Consider the following 3,781-nt stretch of genomic DNA (forward strand, 5'->3'; position numbering starts at 1 on the left):
ATAAAAGGTGATATGCGTTGACTTAGTAAAGTTATATAATTTTGTTCCTCAACGCTGACTTTTGGTGAGCTTGTATTGATTTCATTTTTTATATTTATTATAGTTGGTGACTTGTTTCTGGCAGTTAAGTGGTTATTCTGTCATGGAAAGAGGAATTGCTTAAATACTCAATGTCCTATCCGTAGTAAGTGCAGTCAGGCAGGTCAGACAGAAGAAGAGAAAGCTATTATGCTTGCAAGGATAAAGCAGTTATTAGCTGAGTTGGAACAACAAAATATGTAGTATGTTTTAGAGCATTTATCCAGTTTGGGGTAGATGCTCTTTTCTTTTGCTCATTTCTTTCAATTATCTCCAAGACACGCAAAGTTCTTAATATTATTTTACTGAGATGACTTGTAAATATCTAAGCTGATGGTAAAATGACATCATTTCAAAAAATAGGAGGTGTCGACCATGACAATGAAAGCTATGATGAAGCGTCACGTCAACAGATTTATTATTTGCATACCAGCCCTGCGTGATGCTGTAACCAATCGACCAACAACCTTTAAGGTGCTTAACACCTGTCGTTCAGCAGATGAAGCCTGCGAAGCTCTGGAGAACTACGAAAAGGAAGGTGGAGATTATGCCAATACTATTATAGTTCCCAACTTCCCTGAAGAGTTGAATGAGAACCCACCAGAACTCTGTCCATCAAAGGTTGCAAAGATGTTTAGAGTTCTCTATGGTATGCAGTAATATCAAAATCCCTTTGAAGGAGTTACATCTTGCAGGTGTAACTCTTTCATTGTATTAGGGGTAGTTGAGGAGGTGATTTCTATTAGTTTAATATCAAAAAGAATTGAGGCAGATACAAAGAAGTTAATTGAAAACATTAGCAGCAATCCTGATAAAGAGCAGGAGTTAGTTGACCAGTTTATTTCAGAGACAAATAGAAAAATTGGCAGACAGCATAGGAATATGTTTATAACCCTCTTTACAACCTTGTATGGTTACGATTATGAGAGCCTGTCGAGAGATACCACAAAGTTCATTGTGTTGGGTGTTGTTCCAAAGATTAGTAGGATGGAAAGGTCAAAGCTCCTGCGTGTTATGTTGGATTGTTTCAGCAGGTATTTTGGTAACGATTATTCTGTGTTGCTAAATGAGTGTGCAGACAAGATTGAAAGTCACAAGGTACTGCAGGAAACTGGTGATGGCTTACCCTTTGTCTAACTGGTTCAGGGGTACTTGTTACAAAAAAGAATGATTTTTTGCAAAAACTCTTGCATTATCTTCTGAGTAGAGTGATAGATAGGACACTCAAAATCAAATAAAAAGTGTTAGCCCTTAAGTAACTCTTGTATTTGGGGCTTCAGGAAAGTGAGGTGTTCTTTTTGGAAGTGAGGATTATTTCTCCGACAGGAAGGTTATTAACTGTCAATCGTGCTGTTCCAATCGTTGAAACTATTTTTGATTTCAATGGTGAGTCACGATTTTTAGGAGATGTTTGTAGGAATGGTACAAAGCCTAATGGTATTGCCATTTTGCATGACAGCTCAAGCATATTTGAAGATAACTTATCAGAGCTGGTAGTTGGTAATTTACAGTCTGATGTAGTGGAACAAATCATGCAGAGCTTGTTGGTAAATGGATACTATGATTTCAGCCAAATGGGGTATCAGTCTACAAAAATGGCGGATAAGGTTGTTATTGATGGTGGCAAGTCTAAGCCATACACCAACGAAATTACATTCATGAGTTCTAAGTCATATTGTTCTTTTGTAGGGAATGGTTTTATTGCCGAAGAATTTGCAGAGGAGGATGAAGATTGTGAATAGAAGTACATTAAATGTTGGACTTAGTAACCTTAAAAAATGGAAAGAAGAGAAAAATGCTCTTAGGTATGACCTTTCATTTCAGAGACACACAGGTATGTGGTCATTACCTGCAAAGAGTATGTTGATTTGGAGTATTCTGTCAGACAGTTATGTTCCACCAGTAATATTTGTCAAGAATGATGAAGATGTGGTTGATGAGAAGGGGAAATCAATGTCCTGCTATTCAGTTCTTGATGGAGCACAGCGTACTACCAACTTGTTTAGCTTTATGAATGATGAGTACAGACTTCATGGAAGTACGCCTGATGTAGAAATTGATGGAGATATGTTTGAATTGGCTGGCATGCTCTTTAGTGAGATGCCACAGGAATTGCAGAATGCTATCAATTCTTACAAGTTTAACATTCAGGTGATTGCTAATGCTTCAGAAGAGGAGCAAACTATGCTCTTTGCCAATATTAACAGTGGAGTTCCATTGAGTACCATTCAGAAAGCAAAGCCAGAGCTTGGAGTTGATTTATGTAATTATTTTGCAGGGGTAGTTGAGAAATCTTTCTTTTCTCAGGGCTTGAATATGACGGCAGCCCAGGCACTCAGAGAGGAAGATTTATGTATGGCTCTCCAGTCACTTATGCTGATATCAGATTATGACGATTATAAGTCTGTGTCTGTTGCTGAGTGCTTAAAATTTGCGTCATATCTTAAAAATAACTTTACTCAGCAGGAACAGGAAAACTTCTGCGAAACTGTTGATTATCTTGGAGTCTTTGACAAAAAGGCTAAGTACCTGCGTAAAAACAATGTAGCTGTTATTGTTGCTCTTGCAGAGCAGATGCTCTGTGAAGGTATCGAGGCTTCAGATTACAAAAATTTCCTCAATGAGTTCTTTGCATCTGACAATGAAGACTACAAAGAATTTAGTGGCTCTGGAAATGTAAAGCGTCCTAATGTAGAGGCACGATATGAAATCCTGCGTGATGAGTGCTACAAATATTTCAAGCTGGAACTTCCAAGTGACGATGAAAATTCAGAGCTTGTTTCTGATGATGTAAGTTCTGATGGCTCTGAAGAAGTTGGTGCTGATTCTTATGGGGATAGTGGTGAGCGATATGAACAGTGAGTACATAAGAGCATATTTTTTGAGAGCTTCTGAAGGTGTTGTCTACAAGGGATATCTGTCGGAAATTACAAATTCCCTCAAAGCGAAGCAGGAGTATGTGGGCGGTGGGATTGAAACTTTTACATTGAATGATGACCTTGTACTGGTTGGTGGCAGAGATGCGGTTGTTTTCGGCAAGACGCTTAATCGTGCGTTATATGATGAAAGCGGCAAATTCATTACAGCGTTTGCTGGCAATCTGCTGGTGGTCAGGTATAAAGGTGATGAATTTGACAGCATTCTGGAGGAAGACGTGGAGCTGGTTGAGCGTCTGCTCAAGCCGATAGACCGCATTGCATGTGGAACTGTATTTCTGAAAGCGATAGAGGAACTGCCAGAGTGGAAAAGAGCATCTGGTGAGTCAGCTGATTGATATATATTCTATATAAGCACAATAAGCGGCTACACCATAGGAGTTATGGGATTCAGCCGCTTATTGTTTGAAAAATTCATTGAAGTCGCACTTAAATATATCAGTCAGAGCAATCAGCATAGTGACTGTAGGGTTGTTATATCCATTTTCTACCTTGCTGAATATGCCTGTGGTTACGTTAATGCCTTTTACCTGTAGCTGGGCTATGACTTCAGTTGCTTTCAGACCATGCTCTTTGCGTAATCGGCGGATGTTAGTACCAACGATAGGATTTAAGTGCTGGTTAATGCGTTCAGCCATGATGGACACCTCCAAATAAAATTATTATCCAAAATAGAAGAAAATAGTATCCAAAATGGAAGTTGTATGATATAATTCATAAGTGAAGTATCAGATTCAGAGCAGACAAAAAGAGCAGTTCTGAATGAA

Annotated in this window: 7 protein-coding genes; 6 read left to right on the forward strand and 1 reads right to left on the reverse strand. The window is 38.6% G+C overall.

Annotated features, from left to right (window positions below):
- Positions 1-75: 75 nt before the first annotated feature.
- The 6 genes from ASU35_RS03220 to ASU35_RS03245 all read left to right on the forward strand — a co-directional run bounded on the left by ASU35_RS03220 (position 76) and on the right by ASU35_RS03245 (position 3,352).
- Positions 76-282: a hypothetical protein gene (locus ASU35_RS03220; protein WP_058351626.1), complete on the forward strand. Its 207-nt coding sequence runs from the start codon at positions 76-78 to the stop codon at positions 280-282.
- 171 nt (positions 283-453) lie between these two features.
- The gene (locus ASU35_RS03225; protein WP_058351627.1) at positions 454-738 is read left to right on the forward strand and encodes a hypothetical protein; all 285 of its coding nucleotides are present in this window, start codon (positions 454-456) and stop codon (positions 736-738) included.
- 72 nt (positions 739-810) lie between these two features.
- The gene (locus ASU35_RS03230) at positions 811-1,215 is read left to right on the forward strand and encodes a hypothetical protein (protein ID WP_058351628.1); all 405 of its coding nucleotides are present in this window, start codon (positions 811-813) and stop codon (positions 1,213-1,215) included.
- 161 nt (positions 1,216-1,376) lie between these two features.
- Positions 1,377-1,820 (forward strand): hypothetical protein, encoded by a 444-nt coding sequence (locus tag ASU35_RS03235; RefSeq protein ID WP_058351629.1) that lies wholly within the window; start codon positions 1,377-1,379, stop codon positions 1,818-1,820.
- On the forward strand, positions 1,813-2,940 hold the full coding sequence (locus ASU35_RS03240; RefSeq protein WP_172794588.1) for a DUF262 domain-containing protein: 1,128 nt from the start codon (positions 1,813-1,815) through the stop codon (positions 2,938-2,940). Before ASU35_RS03235 ends, ASU35_RS03240 begins: the two co-directional genes overlap by 8 nt.
- Positions 2,930-3,352 carry a DUF3846 domain-containing protein gene (locus tag ASU35_RS03245; protein ID WP_058351631.1) on the forward strand — a complete coding sequence of 141 codons (423 nt, stop codon included), beginning with the start codon at positions 2,930-2,932 and terminating at the stop codon, positions 3,350-3,352. Before ASU35_RS03240 ends, ASU35_RS03245 begins: the two co-directional genes overlap by 11 nt.
- A gap of 60 nt (positions 3,353-3,412) precedes the next feature.
- On the opposite strand, the gene ASU35_RS03250 is transcribed toward ASU35_RS03245, so the two are convergent.
- Positions 3,413-3,652, reverse strand: coding sequence for a helix-turn-helix domain-containing protein (locus tag ASU35_RS03250; RefSeq protein ID WP_058351632.1), 240 nt, complete (start codon positions 3,650-3,652; stop codon positions 3,413-3,415).
- Positions 3,653-3,781 lie beyond the last annotated feature (129 nt).

Origin of the sequence: Acetivibrio ethanolgignens (genome assembly GCF_001461035.1) — a bacterium.
In the GTDB taxonomy this organism is placed as follows: Bacteria; Bacillota; Clostridia; order Lachnospirales; family Lachnospiraceae; genus Velocimicrobium; species Velocimicrobium ethanolgignens.